The 22,972-nt window shown below is 34.3% G+C and carries 19 protein-coding genes; all 19 read left to right on the top strand.

From position 1 onward, the window contains the following. Positions 1-21 precede the first annotated feature (21 nt). Positions 22-816 (top strand): phosphatidate cytidylyltransferase, encoded by a 795-nt coding sequence (locus VQL36_RS12045; protein WP_349249548.1) that lies wholly within the window; start codon positions 22-24, stop codon positions 814-816. A gap of 22 nt (positions 817-838) precedes the next feature. After that, positions 839-1,993, top strand: a complete 1,155-nt coding sequence (locus VQL36_RS12040; protein WP_349249547.1) for a 1-deoxy-D-xylulose-5-phosphate reductoisomerase — start codon at positions 839-841, stop codon at positions 1,991-1,993. Between the two features lie 112 nt (positions 1,994-2,105). Next, positions 2,106-3,419 (top strand): RIP metalloprotease RseP, encoded by a 1,314-nt coding sequence (gene rseP, locus VQL36_RS12035; RefSeq protein WP_349249546.1) that lies wholly within the window; start codon positions 2,106-2,108, stop codon positions 3,417-3,419. Positions 3,420-3,436: 17 nt separating this feature from the next. Further along, a complete protein-coding gene (proS, locus tag VQL36_RS12030) occupies positions 3,437-4,885 on the top strand; it encodes a proline--tRNA ligase (RefSeq protein WP_349249545.1) in 1,449 nt (482 codons plus the stop codon). Between the two features lie 66 nt (positions 4,886-4,951). Next, positions 4,952-9,313: a PolC-type DNA polymerase III gene (locus tag VQL36_RS12025; RefSeq protein WP_349249544.1), complete on the top strand. Its 4,362-nt coding sequence runs from the start codon at positions 4,952-4,954 to the stop codon at positions 9,311-9,313. A 143-nt stretch (positions 9,314-9,456) separates the two neighbouring features. Next, a complete protein-coding gene (rimP, locus tag VQL36_RS12020; RefSeq protein ID WP_349249543.1) occupies positions 9,457-9,912 on the top strand; it encodes a ribosome maturation factor RimP in 456 nt (151 codons plus the stop codon). Positions 9,913-9,952: 40 nt separating this feature from the next. After that, positions 9,953-11,047, top strand: coding sequence for a transcription termination factor NusA (nusA, locus tag VQL36_RS12015; protein ID WP_349249542.1), 1,095 nt, complete (start codon positions 9,953-9,955; stop codon positions 11,045-11,047). Between the two features lie 24 nt (positions 11,048-11,071). Continuing rightward, entirely contained in the window at positions 11,072-11,356 is a 285-nt protein-coding gene (gene rnpM, locus VQL36_RS12010; protein WP_349249541.1) for an RNase P modulator RnpM, read from the top strand. Next, on the top strand, positions 11,346-11,657 hold the full coding sequence (locus VQL36_RS12005) for a YlxQ family RNA-binding protein (protein WP_349249540.1): 312 nt from the start codon (positions 11,346-11,348) through the stop codon (positions 11,655-11,657). The genes rnpM and VQL36_RS12005 overlap by 11 nt, the downstream gene beginning before the upstream one ends. A 56-nt stretch (positions 11,658-11,713) precedes the next feature. Then, positions 11,714-13,960 carry a translation initiation factor IF-2 gene (infB, locus tag VQL36_RS12000; protein WP_413789573.1) on the top strand — a complete coding sequence of 749 codons (2,247 nt, stop codon included), beginning with the start codon at positions 11,714-11,716 and terminating at the stop codon, positions 13,958-13,960. Between the two features lie 4 nt (positions 13,961-13,964). After that, positions 13,965-14,318: a 30S ribosome-binding factor RbfA gene (gene rbfA, locus VQL36_RS11995; RefSeq protein ID WP_349249538.1), complete on the top strand. Its 354-nt coding sequence runs from the start codon at positions 13,965-13,967 to the stop codon at positions 14,316-14,318. Beyond that, positions 14,315-15,301: a bifunctional oligoribonuclease/PAP phosphatase NrnA gene (locus VQL36_RS11990; RefSeq protein ID WP_349249537.1), complete on the top strand. Its 987-nt coding sequence runs from the start codon at positions 14,315-14,317 to the stop codon at positions 15,299-15,301. The genes rbfA and VQL36_RS11990 overlap by 4 nt, the downstream gene beginning before the upstream one ends. After that, positions 15,298-16,221: a tRNA pseudouridine(55) synthase TruB gene (gene truB / locus VQL36_RS11985; protein WP_349249536.1), complete on the top strand. Its 924-nt coding sequence runs from the start codon at positions 15,298-15,300 to the stop codon at positions 16,219-16,221. Before VQL36_RS11990 ends, truB begins: the two co-directional genes overlap by 4 nt. Positions 16,222-16,248: 27 nt before the next feature. Next, positions 16,249-17,208 carry a bifunctional riboflavin kinase/FAD synthetase gene (locus VQL36_RS11980; RefSeq protein WP_349249535.1) on the top strand — a complete coding sequence of 320 codons (960 nt, stop codon included), beginning with the start codon at positions 16,249-16,251 and terminating at the stop codon, positions 17,206-17,208. A gap of 191 nt (positions 17,209-17,399) precedes the next feature. Next, positions 17,400-17,669, top strand: a complete 270-nt coding sequence (gene rpsO / locus VQL36_RS11975; protein WP_160643314.1) for a 30S ribosomal protein S15 — start codon at positions 17,400-17,402, stop codon at positions 17,667-17,669. Between the two features lie 208 nt (positions 17,670-17,877). Next, positions 17,878-19,974 carry a polyribonucleotide nucleotidyltransferase gene (gene pnp / locus VQL36_RS11970; protein WP_349249534.1) on the top strand — a complete coding sequence of 699 codons (2,097 nt, stop codon included), beginning with the start codon at positions 17,878-17,880 and terminating at the stop codon, positions 19,972-19,974. 135 nt (positions 19,975-20,109) lie between these two features. Further along, entirely contained in the window at positions 20,110-21,099 is a 990-nt protein-coding gene (locus VQL36_RS11965; protein WP_349249533.1) for a polysaccharide deacetylase family protein, read from the top strand. A gap of 65 nt (positions 21,100-21,164) precedes the next feature. Beyond that, positions 21,165-22,418: a pitrilysin family protein gene (locus VQL36_RS11960; RefSeq protein ID WP_349249532.1), complete on the top strand. Its 1,254-nt coding sequence runs from the start codon at positions 21,165-21,167 to the stop codon at positions 22,416-22,418. After that, positions 22,408-22,860 (top strand): dUTP diphosphatase, encoded by a 453-nt coding sequence (dut, locus tag VQL36_RS11955; protein ID WP_349249531.1) that lies wholly within the window; start codon positions 22,408-22,410, stop codon positions 22,858-22,860. The genes VQL36_RS11960 and dut overlap by 11 nt, the downstream gene beginning before the upstream one ends. The last annotated feature ends 112 nt before the right edge of the window (positions 22,861-22,972 follow it).

Raw genomic sequence — 22,972 nt, 5'->3', positions numbered from 1 at the left:
TTCACAAGTGGAGGGAGTTCTTTGATACAAAGAATTGTAACAGGTGTATTAGCATTAGCACTATTTATGTTCTTTCTATTTTTAGGACATATATGGTTCGCTATGTTTATGTTGTTATTATCATTAATAGGCTATTTCGAATACGTAAGAATAACTCAAAATAAGGTGCGGCAATTTTCATCTGTTTTAGGGTTTGTTTTTGTTATTTATTTAGTTTTACCATGGTCAGAAATGGGCATAACATTATTTGACTCACTTGCTTTATATACGGTCATTTGGGGAATGCTGTTGATGTTTTTACTCGCTTCAGTATTTTCAAAAAATAAGCAGGATATTAAAAAAATATCTCTTCTTTTTCTAGGTGCTATTTATATCGGATTCGGATTTCATTATATGGCGCTCACATTATTTATAGAAGATGGGCTCTTTTGGGCATTATTTATATTTATTTCCATTTGGTTAACTGACGCAGGAGCTTATTTCTCTGGATTAGCCTTTGGAAAACATCCTTTGTGGCCTTCAATAAGCCCTAAGAAAACGATTGAGGGATCTATTGGTGGAATTCTTATTACATTGACTGCTGCGATTATTTTTTCAATTTTAAGTCCAGATTTATTGGAACTAAAACAAGGGATCATACTTGCTATTGTAATTTCTATTTTTTCACAGTTAGGTGACCTTATTCAATCCGCATATAAACGTGTTTATGATGTTAAGGATTCTGGAACTATATTACCTGGACATGGTGGGATTCTTGACCGCTGTGATAGCTGGATCATTGTATTCCCATTACTTCATTTATTCCATATTTTATAGCAGCGATTTGTGAGGTGTTTTTTTGAGTAAACATGTATCAATACTAGGCTCTACTGGTTCCATTGGGACTCAAACGTTAGATGTTATTTCTATGCATAGAGAAGATTTCATTATTGAAAGTTTGGCTGCAGGTTCTAACTTACCTCTTTTTGTAGAACAAATAAATACATACCATCCTAAAAAAGTTTCAGTTGCTACGAAATCTATAGCTGAGCAATTAAAACCCCTCATTTCTTCTTCTATTGATGTGTTTTATGGTGATGAAGGTTTAATTGAAGTTGCAGCCAACACTGACGCCTCGTTTATAGTCAATGCACTGGTTGGCAGCAAGGGGTTAAAACCAACAATAAGTGCTATTGAGGCTGGTAAACATATTGGTTTAGCTAATAAGGAAACTCTTGTCACTGCGGGACATATTATTAAACAATTAACTCATAAACACGAAGTAGATTTACTTCCTATAGACAGCGAGCATTCTGCAATTTTCCAGTGTTTAAATGGAGAATCTCACTCTGAAATATCGAAAGTCACTTTGACTGCTTCGGGTGGTTCTTTCCGAGATAGATCAAGGGAAGAATTGGTTGGTGTAACTGTAGAAGAAGCTTTATCACACCCTAATTGGTCTATGGGTGCTAAAATTACAATTGATTCTGCGACTATGGTTAACAAAGGTTTAGAGGTAATTGAAGCGCATTGGCTATTTGATATTGGATACGAAAAAATTGATGTAGTGATCCATCCTGAAAGCATCATACATTCTTTTGTAGAGTTTAATGATCGTAGTGTTATTGCGCAGTTAGGTAATCCTGATATGAGAGTGCCTATTCAATATGCATTAACTTACCCAAGAAGATTAAAAAATTCAACGGAACCGTTGGATTTAACACTGCTTGGCAGACTGAATTTTAAACAAATGGACTATCATCGATTTCCTTGTTTAAAAATGGCTTTTGATTGTGGAAAATTAGGTGGGTCAGCGACTACTGTTTTTAATGCGGCTAATGAAGTTGCAGTTTCTAGGTTTTTAAATGGTGAGATTGAATTTTTACACATTGAAAAAATAATACATCATGTATTAGAAAAACATGATGTAACGGCATTTCCACAACTAGACGAACTATTGGAAATAGATAAATGGGCTAGAGAAAGTGCGCATAACGTTCCTTCCTCTAGTTAGCTGCAATTGCTAACAACTTGTTTTTCCATTTGCAATCATGATAATCTTAGGACATACTGTTTATAAAAGATTAATAAAATGATTGTAGGATAATGAGCTAGACATCACTTAAATGAGTTGTTGTTCTAGTGGAAATTGGGAGGGAAATTTATTGACTGTAGAAGTGATTATTATCGCTCTTCTCATGTTCTTTTTATTAGTGGGTATTCATGAATGGGGGCATTTTTACTTTGCTAAACGAGTAGGTATTTTAGTCAGAGAATTTGCAATCGGATTTGGTCCAAAGTTATTATCAATAAAAAGAAATGAAACTCGTTATACATTTCGTTTATTACCGATGGGTGGTTATGTACGAATGGCTGGAGAAGATCCAGAGATCGTTCAAATTAACCCAGGCCAAACTATTGCAGTTAAAATAGAAAATGAAAAGGTAACTCACATTTATTTAGATCAATTAGATCAAAGAACGGATGTGATTCTAGGGACTGTTGATAGTATTGATCTTGAGCATAAATTAAATATTAAATTAGATGTTGATGGTGAATTGCAAGATTTAGATGTACATGAAAAAGCAATGATGGAGACAAAAGGGAAAGAAACTCAAATTGCCCCTTGGGATCGACAGTTTGGGAGTAAAACGATTGCCCAAAGAGCACTTGTCATTGTGGCTGGGCCCGTTATGAATTTTATTCTTGCTTTTTTCTTATTTATCGCTTTTATATATATGAGTGGAATTACGGTTGATAACCCAACTCATTGGCAAGTAGGTAAAGTGACAAATGACTCTCCTGCTGAAATGGGTGGTTTACAAGCAAGAGACATCATTATTGAAGTAAACGGACACAAGATTGGGGTTGATGATAATGAGAAATTGCTCGCGCTTATCTCAGAATCAGCAGATCAACCTATGAATTGGATTGTATCTCGTGATCAGTCTGATATTCAACTTCAGGTGACACCAAAAGCTGATGACACTGGAAGTGGCAGAGTAGGGATATCTCTTCAGTTAGAGAAAAGAAACCCTGATTCTATTATTGAAGGTGTAACTTTTGCTTCTAAAACGATGTGGAACGTTACGGAACAAATATTCATTAGTTTGAAAATGTTGGTTACGTTACAATTTTCATTAGATGATTTAGGGGGACCTATACGTATTACTGAAATGACTGGTGAAGCGGTTAGTTATGGTGTAGATACCTTAGTGGGATTTGTGGCCATGATTAGTTTATATTTAGGGATATTCAATTTACTTCCATTTCCAGCTTTAGACGGAAGCCGGTTAATGTTTTTCGGAATTGAAGCTGTGCGGGGAAAACCTGTCGATCCAAATCGAGAGAGTATGGTTCACTTTATAGGTTTCGCTGTACTAATGTTACTTATGATTGCAGTTACTTATAATGATATATTAAGATTGTTTAAAGGATAATATTCAGGAGGTCTATTATGTCTAAGGACAAAAAAATGGTGAGAGAAATTACGCCTCAACAAGAGGATTTTTCTAGATGGTACATTGATGTGATTAAAAAAGCAGATTTAATGGATTATTCTCCAGTCAGAGGTTGTATCGTTTTTAAACCTGAAGGGTTTGAAATTTGGGAGATGATGCAAAAGGAGCTTGATTCTAAATTTAAAGAAACCGGGCATCGAAACGCATATTTTCCTCTTTTTATTCCTGAAAGCTTTTTTCAAAAAGAAAAAGAACATGTTGAAGGTTTTAATCCAGAATTACCTTGGGTTACAGAAGCTGCAGGAGAACAATTAGAAGAGCGTTTAGCGATCAGACCAACTTCAGAAACGATGATCGGACATATGTATTCTAAATGGATCCAATCTTATAGAGATCTTCCTGTATTAATTAATCAATGGGCGAATGTTGTTCGCTGGGAAAAACGTACACTTCCGTTTTTAAGAACGAGCGAGTTTTTATGGCAGGAAGGGCATACTGCTCACGAAACTGAAGAGGAAGCTAGAGCAGAAACGATGCAAATGTTAGATATTTACCGTGAATTTGTAGAGGACTTTTTAAGCATTCCAGTAATTGTAGGTCAGAAAACCCCATCAGAAAAATTTGCTGGAGCTATAGATACTTTTTCTATTGAAGCGATGATGAAAGATGGAAAAGCAGTACAAGCTGGCACGTCTCACTATTTAGGTACTAACTTTTCCAAAGCATTTGATATACAATATTTAGATCGTGATAATAAGCAACAGTATGCTTATACGACATCATGGGGTGTAAGTACAAGATTAATAGGTGCAATGATTATGGTCCACGGTGATGACAAAGGGTTAGCCGTACCTCCTAAAGTTGCACCAACTCAAGTCATCATGATTCCAATTGGTCCAGCAAGCAAAAGAGAAGAAGTTACAAATAAAAGTCTGGAATTAATGAATGGATTGAAACAAGCTGGTGTAAGAGTACGCATAGATACACGTACAGATCAAAGTCCAGGATGGAAGTTCAATGAGTATGAAATGAGAGGGGTTCCAATTAGAATTGAACTTGGTCCTCGTGATATGGAAAAAGGACAAGTTGTTCTTGTATCTAGAATTTCTGGGGAAAAGAAGTTTGTACCTCAAGATCAGCTTAATGAAGAAGTATCTAAAATGCTAGATGGGATTCAAAAACAGATGTACGATAATGCAAAAAGTTTTATGGACTCACATTTTGGTTCAGTTGAAACCATTGATGAAATGAAATCTACTATGGAGAAACAAAGAGGGTTTGTATTAGCAGGTTGGTGTGGGTCTGAAGTTTGCGAACATCAAGTGAAAGAGGAGACAGGTGCCACAAGTAGAAATATTCCTACGGTTGTAACAGAACATAAAGGAAAGTGTTTGGTTTGTGAAGAACCTGCAAAACATACAGTTGTATTTGGAAAATCCTATTAAATATATTTTAATTTTAATATGAAAGTTTAATGTTTTTGAAAGTTTCATAACAAGCCAGATATAAAGATGATGAATCTATGTCTGGCTTGTTGCAATTGGGAGGGGAACAACATAGAAAATGTAAATAATCATGAAAAAAGAACACGTTTTGAATTGTTGATGAAACAAGCAGGAATTCCGCAGGAAATCGTGAATTCTTATTTTTCTGATGGATTCATCGAAAAGGTAATATGCAATCGACATCATAATGATTGGAATATTCATATTGTCAAAGATCAGATGATTCCACAAAAAATGTATAGGCAATTTTGTAAACAAATTCAAAAAAAATTCGCCCATATTGCTAAAATTAGGTTTAACTTTTGTTTTTCTAAATCCATTACAAATCAGGAGCTAGTATCTGAGTATTGGGGGCTATTTCTAGATTGGGTTCAAAGAGAACAGACATCAGTAAATGGTTGGTTTAGTAAGGCAAAGGTTGAAGTGAAGGGTCAAACAATCAATGTTTCTTTGTTAGATGAAACAGGAATAGAATTGGCAAAGAAAAAGAAACTAGACGATAACATCAAACAATTCTTTATTGATTTTTTCTCGAGACATTTTACTATTAACTTTTCTGTTGATTTGAATAGAATTGAGGAATACGATCGATTTTCCGAAAAATTAGAAGAGGAAGAACGATCTGTAACTCAAGCTATATTGGATTCAACACCTAGAGAGATTGAAGAAGACATTCCCGATGGTGAATTAGTGCTATTACTTGGGAAAAAGATAGATGAACCATCTGTACCTATTCAGCAAATTACGGATGAAGAGAAAAAAACGGTTATTCAAGGGACAGTACTTAATTTAGAAGTAAGGGAACTTAAAACAGGTACAACTTTATCTCAATTTATACTAACTGATTTTACAGACTCAATTAAAGTCAAAATATTTTTAAAGAAGAAGGAAGATGTAAAAAAAATATCATTGTTAAAAAATGGAATATGGATAAAATTAAGAGGGAAAGTTGAATATGATACCTTTCTTCCTGTACATGAATTGACGATGATTCCAATGGATTTGAATGAGGTTGTTGCACCAGTTAATTTTGAGCGGAAGGATCAAGAAAAGGAGAAACGTGTTGAATTCCATCTTCATAGCAATATGAGCACAATGGATGGAATGACTTCGATCGGTGATTATATAAAAACTGCAGCTAAGTGGGGCCATAAAGCGATTGCTGTGACTGACCATGGTAATGTTCAAGCATTTCCGGAAGCTTTTTGGACAGCAAGTAAAAATAATATAAAAATGATTTATGGGGTAGAGGCAAATGTTGTTAATGATGCGATTCCAATTGCGCTTAACCCTTCCAATGTTACTTTGCAAGATGCTACATATGTTATTTTTGATTTGGAGACCACGGGACTTTCTGTAACGAATCATAATATTATAGAAATTGCTGGAGTGAAAATAAAAAATGGAGAAGAAATTGATAGGTTTACTTCATTTGTGAATCCGCATGAAAAAATACCATATAATATAAGCCAGTTGACGAATATTACAGATGATATGGTTGTAGATGCACCAGATCTGAAAGAAATATTTCCTAAATTTATTCAGTTTATTGGGGATGCTATTTTAGTAGCTCATAATGCTAGATTTGATGCGGGGTTTGTACAAGCAGCATGTGAGAAATGTGGGTTGGAAAAGGTAGATAATATAGTGATAGATACTTTAGAACTGGCGAGGTTCCTTTTTCCAAATTTTAAAAACCACAGATTGAACACATTAGCTGATAAATTAAAAGTCAGTTTAGACAATCATCACAGAGCGATTGATGACACCATTGCATTGCAACATATCTTTGTACATTTATTAAAAGAGTTGAAACAAAGAGATATTCTAAATGTAAGCCAACTTAATGATTATGCTGGATTAGATCTTTCTAAAGCAAGACCTTTCCATTGTTGTATTTATGCTATGAATATGGTAGGAAAGAAAAATTTATATAAATTAATTTCATTATCACACACAGAGCATTTTAATAGAGTTGCTACGATTCCAAAAAGTGTTTTAATCGATCACAGAGAAGGTTTAATCATTTCCTCAGGGTGTGAAAAGGGTGAATTGTTCGAATCCGTATTAAATAAATCATTCGCTGAAGCAGAGGAAGTAGCTCAATTTTATGATGTTTTAGAAATACAGCCGATTGGTGTAAATCAACATCTTATAGACAAAGGTTTAGTTACACATCGTTTGCATTTGGAAGAAGCAAACAAAAAAATATGTAATCTAGGGGAAAAGCTGAATAAACCTGTTATCGCTACAGGTAACGTTCACTACCTGCAACCTAGAGAGAAAATAAACAGAGATATAACGATTCATGGAATTACAGGATTCAGTCCACTAAAAGATTTGGAAAAACCAGATGTACATTTTAGAACAACCACAGAAATGTTAGCTGAATTTGAACATCTTGGACAAGAGAAAGCTTATGAGGTTGTTATTAAAAACACAAACGATTTGGCAGATCGCTTTGAAGATATCGAGTTGTTTCCTGATAAACCGTTTTTCCCAGTCATCGAAGGGGCAGATGAGGAAATAAGAAATACATGTTATACAACAGCTAAGGAAATCTATGGTGAGGAACTGCCTAAAATTGTTACAGAAAGATTAGAGAAAGAACTTGTTCCTATTATTAATGCAGGATTTGCTGCTCTATATTTAATCTCAGAAAAATTGGTTAAGAAATCTAATCGGGATGGTTATCTAGTTGGATCTCGGGGGTCAGTAGGATCTTCAGTTGTAGCTATGATGTTAGGCATATCTGAGGTAAATCCGTTACCTCCTCATTATTTGTGCAATACTTGTAAACATAGTGAGTGGTTTACTGACGGAAGTGTTCGTAGTGGTTTTGATATCGAAGATAAAACTTGTCCAAAATGTGATGGTCAGTTAAAGGGAGATGGTCAGGATATTCCATTTGAAACTTTTCTAGGATTTAAAGGAGACAAGGTTCCTGATATTGACTTGAATTTCTCTGGAGAATATCAGCCTAATGCACATCATTACACTAAGGTGCTTTTTGGAGAAGAAAATGTTTATCGTGCTGGAACGATTGGTACTGTGGCAGAAAAAACGGCATTTGGTTATGTGAAAAAATATGAAGAAGATAAATTGAAAAGTTGGAGAAATGCTGAAGTGGTAAGGCTAAGTACAGGGTGTACAGGAGTGAAACGTAGTACTGGACAGCATCCAGGAGGCATTGTCGTTGTTCCAGATTATATTGATGTTGAGGATATCACACCTGTTCAATATCCTGCTGACGATACATCAGCAGATTGGAAAACAACCCATTTTGATTATCATGCTTTTGATGCTAACTTATTGAAGTTAGATATTTTAGGGCATGATGATCCTACCATGATGAGGATGTTACAGGATCTAACGGAAGTGGACCCAACCACTATTCCTATGAACGATTCAAAAATCATGAGCGTGTTTAACTCAACAGATGCTTTAAATGTAACACCTGAGCAAATCAAATCACCTGTAGGAACATATGGTGTCCCTGAGATGGGCACAAAATTTGTAAGACAAATGTTAAAGGAAACAAAACCTTCAACTTTTGCTGATTTATTGCAAATATCAGGTCTCTCACACGGTACGGGAGTTTGGTTAGGAAATGCCCAAGAACTTATTAAAAACAATACGTGTTCGATTAAAACGGTTATTGGTTGTCGTGATGACATCATGTTATATTTAATTTACAAGGGTGGTTTGGAGGCAGGCCTTGCATTTCAAATTACAGAAAGTGTTCGTAAAGGAAAAGGTTTAAAGGATGAATGGATTACTACAATGAAAGAGCACAAAATTCCACAATGGTACATAGATTCATGTTTGAAAATTGAATATATGTTTCCAAAGGCCCATGCTGCCGCATATGTTATTTCTGCTGTAAGAACCGTTTATTTTAAAGTTCATTATCCTATTGCATTTTATGCGACTTACTTTTCTGTTCGAACAGAAGATTTTGATGTTGATGTATTTTGTCAAGGTTACAACGCAATTTTAAAAAAATTAAATGAAATTGAAGAATTGGGTTTTAAAGCAACAGCCAAAGAAAAAAGTATGATCTCCATTTTAGAAATGGCTTTAGAAATGACTGCTCGTGGTTTTACATTCAAAGGTATTAACTTATATAGATCAGATGCTGAAAAATATATAATAGATGGCGATTCCTTAATCCCTCCATTTTCTGCGATTCAAGGAATTGGTGTGAATGCTGCTAAAAATATAGTCGAAGCTAGAGAGGGCGGCGAGTTTTTATCAATTGAAGATTTTAGGCAACGCTCTAAGGTATCTAAAACAGTTGTTGAAACATTAAATGGTTTTGGTTGTTTTAATGGTTTACCAGAGACGAACCAACTATCATTATTTTAGTACAGACCTTGTAAGGAATTTCACAATATGATATAATTTACTCATAATTGAGATAGCGATTTCGAGAAGAGTGGGGGAAACCCACTCTTTGCCTTTTATTTAAGGGGTTTATCGCATTGAATTTAGGGGGTTCGAAGTTCAAAGTGAGCAAAATAAAAGATCAGGTTCAAGATATGGTACAGAACTTTATAGAAGAAGAAGGATATGAATTAGTTGATATAGAGTATGTCAAAGAAGGTGAGAATAAATATCTACGTATTTATGTTGATAAAGACGGAGGTATTGATATTGATGATTGTGGTCGAATTAGTGAATATATAAGTCAAAAGTTAGATGAAACTGACCCTATCTCTGAAGCATACATTCTTGAAGTTTCTTCGCCTGGTGCTGAACGCCCACTAAAAAAGGCAAAGGACTTTGAAAATGCTGTGAATAAAAATGTGTTTATTACTACATACGAATCCATTGATGGATTAAAGGAGTTTGAAGGAAAATTAGTTTCTTTTCAAAATGAAATGTTGGAAATAAAACTAGTAAAAAAAACACATCAAATACCGCTAAATAAAGTGGCAAGTGCCAGACTTGCCGTACTTTTTTAAATATAAGGATTGAGCTTTTGAAAGGAGGGACTAGTTCCAAATGAATGCAGAGTTTATTGAAGCTCTAACTGAAATCGAAAGAGAAAAGGGGATTAGTAAGGAGGTATTAATTGATGCTCTTGAAGCGGCATTAATTTCAAGTTACAAACGTAATTATACCGCACAAAATGTAAGAGTGGATATTAATCAACAAACAGGGGTAATTAAAGTATTTGCACGAAAGACAGTTGTAGAAGAAGTACTTGATCCAAGAATGGAAATTTCCATTGATGCTGCACGATCTATTAATGCTAATTACCATTTAGATGATATTGTTGAAATTGAAGTGACGCCTAGAGATTTTGGTCGTATAGCAGCACAAACAGCTAAACAGGTAGTGACTCAAAGAATTCGAGAAGCTGAAAGAGGACTTATTTTTAATGAATTCATTGACAAAGAAGAAGATATTATAACGGGTATCGTAGAACGAATGGATCAAAGAAATATATATATTAATTTAGGTAGAGTTGAAGGTTTACTTCCTCTAAATGAAATTATGCCAACTGAAAAATTTCAACAAGGTGATCGTATAAAAGCTTTTATCACTAAAGTTGAAAACTCAACTAAGGGCCCTTTAATTATGCTGTCAAGGACTCACCCTGGTTTGTTAAAAAGGTTATTTGAACTAGAAGTGCCTGAAATCTATGATGGAATAGTCGAAATTCGTTCTGTAGCAAGAGAAGCAGGATATCGATCTAAAATTGCCGTGTTTTCTCCTAACCCAGAGGTTGATTCGGTCGGTGCATGTGTAGGACAAAAAGGGATGCGAGTTCAAACCATAGTAGATGAATTAAAAGGTGAAAGAATTGATATTGTTTATTGGTCAGAAGATATTAGCGAATATGTTGCTAATGCTTTAAGTCCATCTAAAGTTCTTGAGGTACAAATATTAGAAGAAGATAAAATGTGCAGAGTGATCGTACCAGATTTTCAATTGTCACTTGCTATAGGGATTAAAGGTCAGAATGCAAGACTTGCAGCAAAATTAACGGGTTGGAAAATAGATATCAAAAGTGAATCACAAGCTTTTGAGCAGTTTGGTAGACCAAAAGAAGATAGCGATCTACCACAAGAAGATTTTCTAACTTTTGAGTAAATTCTCATGAAATAAGGTGATTTTATGCGAAATCGAAAAATTCCTATGAGAAAATGTGTTGCTTGCCAGGAAATGAAAGCGAAAAAAGAGCTAGTTCGAATCGTTAGGTCCCCTGAAAATGAAGTGATCATTGATTCAACAGGTAAAAAGTCTGGTAGAGGGGCTTATTTATGTAAAACAGTAAATTGTTCACAATTGGCTATGAAAAACAAATCACTTGACAGAGCATTAAAACATCAAGTTGACCAGGAAATATATGAGCAGTTAGCATTAAACTTCACGAAAATAGAGGAACATGATGGAAAATAACAAAATATTATCGTATATAGGCCTTGCAAAACGAGCTGGGAAATGCTTGTCTGGTGAGGAGAAAGTATTAAACAAGATTCGATCCAATGAAGCAAAGTTAGTGATCATTGCCAGTGATGCTTCAAATAATACTTTTAAAAAGTTTAAGGATAAGTGTAGTTCCTATCATGTTCCACTCATCCAATATAATAATCGCTTTCAATTAGGTCAAAGTCTGGGAGAAGCTGAACGTGTAGTGATTGCAATTACTGATGATGGTTTTGTAAAAATGATCATGAGTTGTATGGAAAAAGAGATGTGAGGTGAAGAGCATTGAGTAAAAAATTTAGAGTTTATGAGTATGCTAAGTCCATAAACATGAGTAGTAAAGAAATTATTACCATTTTAAAAAAATTGGATATTGCAGTAAATAATCACATGAGCGTGATTGAAGATGAATCCATTAAAAAGGTTGAACAATTTTTTCGTAATATTAAGGAAAATGCTGCAGAAAAGAAATCGACAAATGATGCTCCTGAAAAAGCTGTTCTTCATCAAGATAAGAAAAAATCTTCAAAGCAATTTGAGAAACAAAATAATCAAGTCACAAATAATGATAAAAAGGAACATGTAATGAAAAAAACAAAAACATCTGAGATGAATAAAAGCAAACAACCCAATCAACCCAATCAACAAACTAAACAGGGTACAACTAACACTAATGGTTATCAAAACAAAAGAAACGATAGTTCATCAAAAAATTTCAAACCTTCACAAAGAAGAAATCAACCGAATTCTAGAGGTTTTAAAAATTATAAAGGTAAGAATAAACGATATCAAAACAGCAATGTAGAAGTGAAAGAGAAAATTGATAATACACCTAAAAAGATCATTGTTAGAGGAAACATGTCTGTAGGTGAATTAGCTAAGCTTTTGCATAAAGATGTTTCAGAAGTAATAAAAAAATTATTATTTCTTGGCGTTATGGCAAACATTAATCAGGAGATTGATCTAGACACGATTCAACTTATTGCTGATGAGTATAAAGTTGAAGTTGATATTAGACTTCCAGTAGAAGAAGATGAATTCGAAATTGAGGAAGTAGATGATGAAAAAGATTTAGAAGAACGTCCAGCTGTTGTGACTATCATGGGCCATGTCGATCACGGAAAAACGACTCTTTTAGACGCCATCAGAAAAACGAAAGTTACTGAGGGAGAAGCTGGCGGTATTACACAACATATTGGTGCTTACCAAGTAACAAGAAATGATAAAAAAATTACATTCCTTGATACTCCTGGTCATGAAGCTTTTACAACAATGAGAGCAAGAGGTTCAAGAATAACGGATATTACGATATTAGTAGTAGCGGCTGATGATGGAGTTATGCCACAAACAGTTGAAGCAATTAATCACGCCAAAGCTGCAGAGGTTCCAATTATAGTTGCCGTGAATAAAATAGATAAACCAGAAGCAAATCCTGATAAAATTAAACAAGAGCTTACGGAGTACAATTTAGTACCTGAAGAGTGGGGCGGAGATACCATTTTCGTTAATGTATCCGCAAAACAAGGTGAAGGCTTAGACGAACTATTAGAAATGATTTTGCTTGTAACAGAAGTTGAAGAACTTAAGGCAAATCCGAATAAAAGAGCTAGAGGTACTGTGATTGAAGCAGAACTGGATAAAGGAAGAGGTCCTGTTGCAAGAGTACTAGTACAACAAGGTACTTTGGAAATCGGAAATGTTTTTGTAGCGGGTGTATGTTTTGGTCGTGTAAGAGCCATGGTAAATGATAAGGGAAGAAGAATTAAAGTAGCTGGACCATCTACTCCTGTAGAATTAACAGGTTTAACAGAAGTTCCACAAGCTGGAGATCCTTTCATTGTGTTTGAAGAAGAGAAAAAAGCGAAGGCAATTGCGGATAAAAGAGCAAATGAAGTAAGACAACAGGAAATGAATGTGAATAACCGCATAACTTTAGATGATTTATTCAAGCATATTCAAGAAGGAGAAATGAAGGAACTTCCTGTGATTATCAAAGCAGATGTACAAGGATCTGCTGAAGCATTAAAAGGTTCATTGGAGAAAATCAATGTTGAAGGCGTAAGGGTGAAGATCATTCATACTGGTGCTGGTGCGATTACTGAATCAGATATTATTTTGGCTTCTGCTTCAAATGCCATTATTATAGGATTTAATGTTAGACCTGACCCTAGGGCCATCGCAACTGCAGAACAAGAGCAAGTGGATGTGCGTTTACATCGTATCATCTATAATGCAATTGAAGAAATTGAAAGTGCGATGAAAGGGATGTTAGATCCTGAATTTAAAGAAGTTGTTATTGGGCATGCAGAAGTGAGAAATATATTTAAAAACAGTAAAGTTGGTAAGATCGCTGGTTGTATGGTGACTTCTGGTAAAATGTCTCGTAATGCTGAAGTTCGTTTAATTCGAGAGGGTATTGTAGTTCACGAAGGACAGCTTGATTCCCTTAAACGTTTTAAAGATGATGCAAAAGAGGTTGCTCAAGGTTATGAATGTGGATTAACGATAGAAAACTATAGTGACCTCAAAGAAGGGGATATTGTTGAAGCATTCGTAATGGAAACTGTCGAGAGGTGATCACATGGCCAAAATAAGAGTAGGTCGAATTGGAGAACAGATCAAAAAAGAGCTTAGTTTAATTCTCCAAACTGATATTAAAGATCCGAGAGTTGGTTTTGTTACAGTTACTGGTGTGGAAGTAACTAATGATTTATCCCAAGCAAAAGTGTATTTAAGTATTTTTGGCAGTGAAAAGGAAAAAAATGATTCTTTACAGGGTTTATCTAAAGCGAGTGGATATATTCGTTCTGAATTAGGGAAAAGAATTCGACTTAGACATATACCTGAATTGATTTTCAAAATCGACTCTTCTATAGAATACGGCAACCGTATAGAAGAAATGTTAAGAGATATGAATAAGGATGCTAATATATGAGTTCTCTTCTAGCTGAAGATGTATTATTGGATATAAAGAGTTTTTTACAAAATCATGATGATTTTTTAGTTGTATCCCATGTTCAACCAGACGGGGATGCGATTAGCTCAACTTGTGCAATGGGATTGATTTTGCAGCATTTAAAAAAGAAGTTTGTTATGTTGAATGAAAATGAAATTCCTAAAAAATTTCACTTATTACAAGGCGCAAAACAAATACAACAATACTCATCAAAGAAATTAAATCAAACTTATAAGTATGTTATTTCTGTTGATTGTGCTGATTTTGCAAGAATGGGGAAAGTAACTCAAGCATTTTCGGATGATGTTCAAATTTTAAACATTGACCATCATCCGACAAATGATGGTTTTGGAACTCTTAATTTTATTCAGGAAACTTCAGCTTCAACAACTGAAGTTTTAAATGATATTATTGATTTCCTTAACATTCCTTGGACTAAAGAACTCTCAGAATGTGTGTACACAGGATTGCTTACAGATACGGGAGGTTTCAGATATTCTAATACGACATCAAAAGTAATGAAATTGGCATCCAAATTATTAGAACTAGGTGTTAATGCTAATCATTTTGCTGATGAATTGTTAGAAAAGTTCACCCTTTCACATCTTGCTCTTTTGGAAAAATCACTTTCTACTTTAAGTTTTGCTAAGAATAAACAAATTGCTTGGATGACTGTCACATTAGAAGATATAAAACATACCAACGCTTCTTCAAATGATTTTGAGGGACTTATAAATATTCCAAGAAATATTTATGGCGTTGAGGTTGGAGTATTATTTAAACAAGTCAATGAAAATCAAGTGAAGGTAAGTTTTCGTTCAGCTGGTAAAGTAAATGTAGCAGAAGTCGCTCAATTTTTTAATGGGGGCGGACATATATTAGCTTCTGGTGCATTAATTGAAGGACAGATAGACACTGTGATTAAAAATGTAATAAAAGAGTTGGAGAAAAAAATTTCATGAATGTTGAAGGGATTTTACCTGTTTTAAAACCAAAGGGTTGGACATCACATGATGTTGTTGCAAAAGTAAGGGGAATTTTAAAAATAAAAAGAATTGGTCATACAGGTACGCTGGATCCGGAAGTTACTGGAGTTTTACCTTTATGCATTGGAAAGGCTACCAGGGTTGTTGAGTATATTCAGCTCTTACCTAAAGAGTACGAAGTAATCTTGAAATTAGGAATTTCAACAGATACTGAAGACATGACAGGTAATGTGATAAAACAATTAGGACAAGTGAATGTTACTAAAGACCAAATTGAAAATACGATGCTTTCCTTCATTGGAGATATTCAACAAATACCTCCGATGTTTTCTGCGGTGAAAATAAATGGGAAAAAGTTATATGAATTAGCTAGAAAAGGTGAAGAAGTCGAAAGGAAACCTAGGGCGGTTACGATACATAAGATCGATTTGCTTGACTTTAATTTGGATTTGCAACATCCAGAAATTAAGTTTAGAGTGTTGTGTTCCAAAGGAACATATATTAGAACATTATGTGTAGATATAGGAAGGGAGTTAAATCTTCCAGCTACAATGCTTTCTTTAGTTCGAACTGCAACTGGAAATATTGACATTAACCAATGTTTATCCATAGATGAAATTCAAAAATTGGTTGATGACAATGCACTAAATCATAAATTAATATCAATCGATCAATCCATTCACCATTTTCCTAGCTTTATTATAAAAGAGACACAATTACAAAACGCACGATTTGGAAAAAAGTTAAATTTTTCAGATTTAAAGTTCAGACCTGAATCAACAATAGACCTTATTCGGCTCTATTCAGAGAACAATGTATTTATTGGAATTTATAAATTAGACCACATCAATCAAATGGTCATTCCAAACAAGCTGTTTTTAAATAATCAATCTTAAAGATCGTTAATTTAATGTAGGTGAACAATGATGAAAATTATCCATTTATCTTATCCTTTACAGTTTCCAATCCCAAATCTGCCTGATATAGAGCAGGTTTTAGCGATCGGTGATTTTGATGGTATACATTTAGGGCATCAGTATGTGATTCAAAATGCAAGAAATATTGCGAAAAGAAACCAATTGCCATTGTCTATCATGACTTTTAATCCCCACCCTAGAGAAGTATTAGGTCAATCTAAATATTCAAGGTATCTTGTTCCACTACAAAAAAAGATGGAGCTTCTTGAAAGCTTAGATTTAGACTATGTTTATATCGTACATTTTGATAAAGAATTTTCTAGAGTAAGCACTGATGATTTCGTGAATAAGTTTTTATTCCCGCTAAAATTACATACTATCGTTGTAGGGTTTGATTTTACATTTGGCTACCTAGGAAGTGGGACAGTCGAAACATTAAAACAAATCTGTGATGATAGAATCAATGTGAACATTGTTGAACCTTACAACCTGAATGGTGAAAAAGTAAGCAGTACTCTGATTAGAGAACAATTGCATTTGGGAAATGTGGATTGTATTAGGCAATTTACAGGGCGCGACTATTTTATAACCGGAACCGTTGTACATGGGGATGGTAGAGGAAGAACAATCGGTTTTCCTACCGCTAACATTGAGGTGACCGAACCTTTTGTACTTCCCAAAAAAGGTGTTTACGTCGTGAAATTAACATTAAACGATAAGGTCTACACAGGGGTACTAAATATCGGAGTAAAACCAACATTTTATGAAGAAAATATTACACCTACATTAGAGGCCCACATATTTGACTTCTCTGAGGATATTTATGGTGAAGATATAAAGGTTGAATTTTTATCTTACTTAAGAGAAGAAAAGAAATTTCAATCTGTAGAAGCCTTAGTTGAACAAATTAATGAGGATGTTAAAAAAGCTAAACAATACACTCTAAAAAGTGATATTAATCTTTAAGAGGTTGTTCAAAAAGTCACATTTAAAGATTTTATATTTCTTTGCTTTCATAAATCAGTTGTGATATACTATCAACGGTGCTGGAGAATGAATACATTTTTCTTACACCATATGAACCATAGCATGGAATACCGTTTTCACCAGCGAATTCTGGGCTATTGGCGATTTCATTTAAAAAGGAGGTGAAACGGATGGCACTTACAGCAGAACGTAAAACAGAAATCATTCAAGAGTTTAAAGTTCATGAAACAGATACAGGATCACCAGAAGTACAAATTGCTATCCTAACTGAGAACATTAACAATCTGACAGATCACTTACGTACACATAAAAAAGATCATCATTCACGTCGTGGATTGTTGAAAATGGTTGGTCAACGACGTAGTTTATTAGCATATTTAAAGAAAAATGATGTAAAACGCTACAGTACGCTTATTGAAAAACTAGGATTACGTAGATAATAAAGTAAAAAGCAACCGGTTGTTCATCCTTTGGCTAAATTGAGCTAACTGTGAACAATGAGGTTGCTTTTTTTAACTTATGAATGACATTTTTACAATTTTTATTTAAATTTCGATCAAATAGATATTTAATTAAAAAAGAAGGAAATAATAACATTTATGAAGAATGAATTTTGAAGGACTATTATACATACTAAGGAGGGACAATATGAAAAAAACAATAGATATGGAAATTAATGGTGAAAAACTGACATTAGAGACAGGCGTTTTGGCCAAACAGGCTAATGCTGCTGTAAAGGTAAGTTATGGAGATACAGTTGTATTATGTACCGTCACTGCCTCTAGTGAAGCAAGTAACTTAGATTTCTTCCCACTAACAGTGAATTATGAAGAAAGGTTATATGCAGTTGGTAAAATCCCAGGAGGTTTTATTAAAAGAGAAGGCCGTCCAAGTGAAAAAGCGATTTTAGCTAGTAGATTGACGGATAGAGCTATCAGACCACTCTTTGCCGAGGGATTTAGAAATGAAGTACAAATTATGAACTTGGTCATGAGTGTGGATCAGAATTTCTCCCCTGAGATTACTGCCATGATCGGTACTTCAGCAGCTTTGAGCATTTCAGATATTCCTTTTAACGGACCAATTGGAGGGGTTGTAATTGGCAGGATTAAAGGAGAATTTGTCATTAACCCTGACAGAGCTCAAATTGAGGAAAGTGATTTATATTTAGTTGTAGCTGGTACAAATGATGCCATTATGATGGTTGAGGGAGAAGCAGACGAAGTTCCCGAAGATATAATATTAGAAGCGATCATGTTTGGCCATGAAGAGATCAAAAAAATTGTAGCTGTACAAGAAAAGTATATTGAAATTGCCGGTAAGCCTAAAATGGAAGTAGAACTACATAGTGTAAATGAAGAGGTGAATCAAGCTACTCGTGACTTTGCATCAAAACGTTTGATTGAAGCTGTACAAGTTCATGAGAAACATGCTCGCCAAGATGCAATAGATCTAGTTAAAAACGATGCAATTGAACATTTTACAACCACTTATGAAGAGGAACCTGATTTAATAAAAGATGTTAAAGAAACACTGGGCACTATCGTGAAAGAAGAAGTCAGAAGATTAATTACACATGACAAAATAAGACCTGATGGAAGAGCTCTAGATGAGATTCGCCCCATTGAAACAGATACCAACATCTTACCGCGTACTCACGGTTCAGGTTTATTTACAAGAGGACAAACACAAGCATTAAGTATATGCACGCTAGGTGCGCTCGGAGATGTACAAATTTTAGACGGAATTGATCTTGAAGAATCTAAAAGATTTATGCACCATTATAACTTTCCGCCATTTAGTGTTGGGGAAGCAAGACCTTTAAGACCACCAGGTAGACGAGAAATTGGACATGGAGCGCTAGGGGAAAGAGCATTGGAAAAAGTCATTCCACCTGAGACTGATTTTCCTTATACAATACGATTAGTATCTGAAGTTCTTGAGTCTAATGGATCATCATCACAAGCAAGCATCTGTGCAAGTACCTTGGCTATGATGGATGCAGGAGTTCCAATTAAAGCCCCGGTTGCTGGAATTGCGATGGGTCTGATTAAAGATCAGGATCATATATCAATTTTAACAGATATTCAAGGAATGGAAGATCATCTTGGAGATATGGACTTTAAAGTAGCAGGAACCAGAAACGGTATGACTGCTATTCAAATGGACATTAAAATTGAAGGAATCAATCGTGAAATATTAACACAAGCATTAACTCAAGCTACTGAGGGTAGAATGTTTATTTTAGACAAAATGCTGGAGACGATCCAAGAACCAAATCAAAAGCTATCACAGTATGCACCTAAAATACTAACTTTAAACATTAATCCCGATAAAATCCGTGATGTTATTGGAGCGGGTGGAAAAATCATCAATAAAATTATTGAAGATACTGGTGTGAAAATAGATATTGAGCAAGATGGCCGTATTTTTATTTCATCTGTTAATGAAGAAATGAATGACAAAGCTAGACAAACGATTGAAAATATTGTTAAAGAGGTTGAAGTTGGAGAGACATACTTAGGTAAAGTCAAACGAATTGAAAAGTTTGGCGCGTTTGTGGAAGTATTGCCAGGTAAAGAAGGGTTGGTTCACATTTCTCAATTGTCTACAGAACGAGTTGCTAAGGTTGAAGATGTTGTGAAGATGGGTGAAAGTATCACTGTTAAAGTGACTGAAATTGACCAACAGGGACGTATCAATCTTTCTCGCAAGGCAACGTTAGTTTCAGACAATAAATCGTAATTTAATTCATTATAAGAGTGAAGAGTCAGAATTGTTCTGTCTCTTTTTTTGTATTTACAAAATCCTTTATATGTACTTTTTTTATATAGAATTTCATAAGATAGGACAAAGATTGTACAAAAAGGGGTTTAATGAATGCAAATAAAAAGAGGTTGGATAACCATTTCTTTATTTTTCATTTTGTTTTGGCTTTTGAATCAATCTAGCGCTTTAAATGATTACATTCAAAGTGTGAAAGAAAATCAACACTCTCTTTCAGTGTATCAAGCTCAAAACTCAAATGATTTGTTATTAGAAAAAATAAAAGAAGCTGCAGAAACGAATTACATTGAACCCATTGATGCTAGAATTGATCGTGTTTGGAAAGCGATTCCTGGATACAATGGAAGAGAGGTAAACATAGAAAAAACCTATTATTTAGCCAAAAAATTAAACAATAATCAAATACCATTTGTATATAATGAAGTTGAACCAAAAATTCAGCTTGAAGATTTAGAACCAAATGCTATTTTTAAAGGAAACCCTAACAAAAAAATGGTTTCAATTATGGTTAACGTTTCTTGGGGAACAGAATACATACCTTCAATTCTAAAAACGTTAGAAAATGAAAATATTCATTCAACATTTTTTTTAGATGGTCAATGGATCAATAATAATATAGAAGTTGCAAGACAGATTGCAGAGTTGGGACATGAATTATCTAACCATGCTTATTCTCATAAGAATATGAGCAACTTAAATCGAAAAGAAGCTGTAGATGAAATGTCAAAAACACAAGTTTTATTAAAGAAACACTTTAACGTAGATAACAAGTTATTTGCCCCACCTTCTGGAGATTGGGATCAAGAGACCGTACTCTTAGCAAATGAACTAAATATGAAAACAATCCATTGGACCATCGATACAATTGATTGGAAAAATCCTAGTCCAGATTATATTATAAAAAAAATATCTTCTAGATTGGAACCAGGGGCACTTATTCTTATGCATCCTACTGAATCTTCTAGTAAAGCTCTACCGGAGATGATTAAAGTGATTAAAAAAGAGGGTTATATCATAGGTACAGTATCTGAATTAATTTCCTCTAGAAGAATCAATGAAGTTGAGACCAATTTTAATTTTTGATAGAATGAATAAACGACCTTTTGTTCGAAATACTGATTTTTAATGGGGTAGTAGGAGGCAATATAGTGAAAAAACATCACTTAAAAAACGGTTTGCGTGTGATTACTGAAAAAATACCAGCATGCAGATCTGTTTCTTTTGGTATTTGGGTTAAAACAGGTTCTAGAAATGAAGGATTTGAAAATAACGGTATCTCTCATTTTATTGAACATATGTTGTTTAAAGGAACAGATAAATATTCAGCTGCAGAAATTGCCGATGCATTTGATAGTATTGGTGGAAATGTTAATGCATTTACTTCAAAAGAATATACATGTTATTACACTAAAGTGTTAGATGAACATTTAGATATAGCTTTAGAAGTGCTCTCAAGTATGTTTTTAAATTCTACTATGGATCCAAACGAATTAATGAAAGAGAAAAATGTAATCTATGAGGAAATTTCGATGTATGATGATACTCCAGATGAACTAGTCCACGATTTAGTGACGACGGCTGCTTATAAAAATCATCCACTTGCGTACCCGATATTAGGGACGGAAAGTATACTGGAAAATTTACATAGTGAAGATTTACAACGATATATGAACAGTCATTATCATATTAATAATACTGTGATCAGTGTAGCTGGAAATATTGATGATTTCATTTTGGAGAAAATAGAAAGATATTTTGGAGGATTTTCAGGTCAAGGACAATCTCCAAGTCCTATTCCTCCTACATTTGAATCTGAGCAATTATATCATTATAAAGATACTGAACAAAATCATATTTGTTTAACTCTACAAGGTTGTTCTTTAAAAGATCAACAATTATTTACTATGACATTGCTAAATAATTATATAGGCGGGGGCATGAGCTCCAGACTATTTCAGGAAATTAGAGAAAATAGAGGCCTTGCATATTCTATTTATTCATACCATAGTGCATTTGAAGATAGTGGGCTGTTTACGATTTATATGGGAACTGCACCGAAACAAACAAAATCGGTATTAGATGTTACTATGGAAACATTGGAGGTCATTCTTCTTCAAGGTATGTCAGCTGAACAACTTAAAAAAAGTAAAGAGCAATTAAAGGGTAGTTTAATTTTAAGTTTAGAGAGTACAAGTAGTAGAATGAATAGACTTGGAAAAAATGAATTAATGATGAGAAAACATCTGTCTTTAGATGAAATTATTAATAAAATAGAATCTGTCACTACTGATGATGTTAAAAATTTGCTCAGTAAAATGTTTAGTACACCATTTGCAATGGCAATGGTTGGTCAAAAGGAAGATGTGGTTAAACAATTTAGGAGGGATCGCCTTGTCATATAATGTGCAAATAAAAAAAGTGTCTACAGAAATTGAGTTTGATTTACCAAAAAAAATGACAACCTCAGCAAGCGGTTATGATTTAATTGCAGCAATTACCTCTCCATTAGCTTTGCAACCAGGAGAAAGTATATTAGTGTCATCTGGTATTGCAATTAGCATGCCGAATAACTTAGAAGCACAGGTGCGACCTAGAAGCGGACTAGCTTTCAAACATGGAATTACAGTTTTGAATTCTCCAGGGACTATTGATGCAGACTACCGAGGTGAAATAAAAGTTTTACTTATAAATCATAGTAAAGAAGAATTCATCATTCAGCCCAAGGATCGAATAGCTCAATTGGTTTTTCAAGCAATTCCAGATGTTGAACTCATTCAGGTTGATGAACTTACGGTTACGGAACGAGGATCTGGTGGTTTTGGTCATACAGGATTTAAATCTTAAAATAGAATGAGATGAAAAACTCGCTTTTAGCGGGTTTTTTTATTTTTAAGCTATATAGGACTCTTTTTAGTTTGTAACTTAATTGTACGCTCCAGCATATTATGAGGTATTG

Origin of the sequence: Chengkuizengella sp. SCS-71B (assembly GCF_040100845.1) — a bacterium.
Lineage (GTDB): Bacteria > Bacillota > Bacilli > Paenibacillales > KCTC-33759 > Chengkuizengella.
The sequence above is the reverse complement of the archived record's forward strand: the minus strand, read 5'-3'. Positions and strand labels throughout refer to the sequence as shown.

Coding starts and splice junctions, on each gene's coding strand:
- rseP (WP_349249546.1), top strand. CDS start 2,106: ATGAGTTGTTGTTCTAGTGGAAATTGGGAGGGAAATTTATTGACTGTA.
- proS (WP_349249545.1), top strand. CDS start 3,437: ATGTCTAAGGACAAAAAAATGGTGAGAGAAATTACGCCTCAACAAGAG.
- VQL36_RS12025 (WP_349249544.1), top strand. CDS start 4,952: ATGATGAATCTATGTCTGGCTTGTTGCAATTGGGAGGGGAACAACATA.
- nusA (WP_349249542.1), top strand. CDS start 9,953: ATGAATGCAGAGTTTATTGAAGCTCTAACTGAAATCGAAAGAGAAAAG.
- rnpM (WP_349249541.1), top strand. CDS start 11,072: ATGCGAAATCGAAAAATTCCTATGAGAAAATGTGTTGCTTGCCAGGAA.
- VQL36_RS12005 (WP_349249540.1), top strand. CDS start 11,346: ATGGAAAATAACAAAATATTATCGTATATAGGCCTTGCAAAACGAGCT.
- infB (WP_413789573.1), top strand. CDS start 11,714: ATGAGTAGTAAAGAAATTATTACCATTTTAAAAAAATTGGATATTGCA.
- rbfA (WP_349249538.1), top strand. CDS start 13,965: ATGGCCAAAATAAGAGTAGGTCGAATTGGAGAACAGATCAAAAAAGAG.
- VQL36_RS11990 (WP_349249537.1), top strand. CDS start 14,315: ATGAGTTCTCTTCTAGCTGAAGATGTATTATTGGATATAAAGAGTTTT.
- truB (WP_349249536.1), top strand. CDS start 15,298: ATGAATGTTGAAGGGATTTTACCTGTTTTAAAACCAAAGGGTTGGACA.
- VQL36_RS11980 (WP_349249535.1), top strand. CDS start 16,249: ATGATGAAAATTATCCATTTATCTTATCCTTTACAGTTTCCAATCCCA.
- rpsO (WP_160643314.1), top strand. CDS start 17,400: ATGGCACTTACAGCAGAACGTAAAACAGAAATCATTCAAGAGTTTAAA.
- pnp (WP_349249534.1), top strand. CDS start 17,878: ATGAAAAAAACAATAGATATGGAAATTAATGGTGAAAAACTGACATTA.
- VQL36_RS11965 (WP_349249533.1), top strand. CDS start 20,110: ATGCAAATAAAAAGAGGTTGGATAACCATTTCTTTATTTTTCATTTTG.